Annotated in this window: 1 protein-coding gene; it reads left to right on the top strand. The window is 62.6% G+C overall.

The features are described 5' to 3' along the window. Positions 1–92 precede the first annotated feature (92 nt). Positions 93–868 (top strand): alpha/beta fold hydrolase (locus A9W96_RS15190; protein ID WP_067140883.1); only part of this gene is annotated, 776 nt, incomplete at its 3' end.

The following is an 868-nucleotide window of genomic DNA, read 5'->3' as shown; positions in this document are numbered from 1 at the left end:
CTTCTACGATCACCACTAGAAGCCGAGACCGGCTCCCATCAAATGCTTTTCGCGGCGGCACACTCGGCGCGCTGAAAGGAAGGAACCGTTCGATGCCGTATTCGACCGAACATGACGGCTTCAGGCTCTACTACGAACGCTCTGGCCAGGGAGTGCCGGTGGTTCTCATCCACGGGAACCCTGGTGACCACCGTGAGTACTCGCGGGTGGTGCCGCAGCTGACGCCGCACGCGGACGTCACCGTGCTCGATCTGCGCGGCTACGGAAAGTCCGACAAGCACCTCACCGACCCGGCCGCCTATGCGCTCAACCGCCAGGTGGGCGGCGTCATCGCCCTCCTAGAAGAATTGGACATCAGCGATGCCGTGCTGTGCGGGTATGACGTCGGCAGTTTCACCGTGCAGACGATCGCGATGACGCGCCCGGAACTCGCGCGGTCGCTTGTCATCGCACCACCCACCATGGGTGTTGGGCGACGGATCCTCGAAGAAGACGCGGTCAACGCCTTCGTGCATGCGATCTTCTACAAGTCCGAACTCGTCGAAGAGATCATCGACGGTAAGCCCGACGCCGTGCGTGCGGCGCTGAAAGAGAATCTGGCCAACTGGTCGGCGCCCGGGTCGACCGTCGTCGCGGACCTTCTCGACCACCTCACCGAGAACCACTCGGCCCCTGGGGATTTCCTGGCCAGTGTGTTGTGGTTCCGCAACCCGGAAGGCAACCCCATCACCTACTACGCCAACGAGACGACTCCGGCGCCCGATGAGCGGCTATCCAAGCCTGTCACCATCTTGTGGCCCGACCAGGACCCATTGTTCCCGCAGGCGTGGAGTGACACACTGGGCGACTTCTATTCGGACTACACGCT

The organism is Mycobacterium sp. 1245852.3 (assembly GCF_001669335.1).
GTDB classification, from domain to species: Bacteria; Actinomycetota; Actinomycetes; order Mycobacteriales; family Mycobacteriaceae; genus Mycobacterium; species Mycobacterium europaeum_A.
The sequence above is the reverse complement of the archived record's forward strand: the minus strand, read 5'-3'. Positions and strand labels throughout refer to the sequence as shown.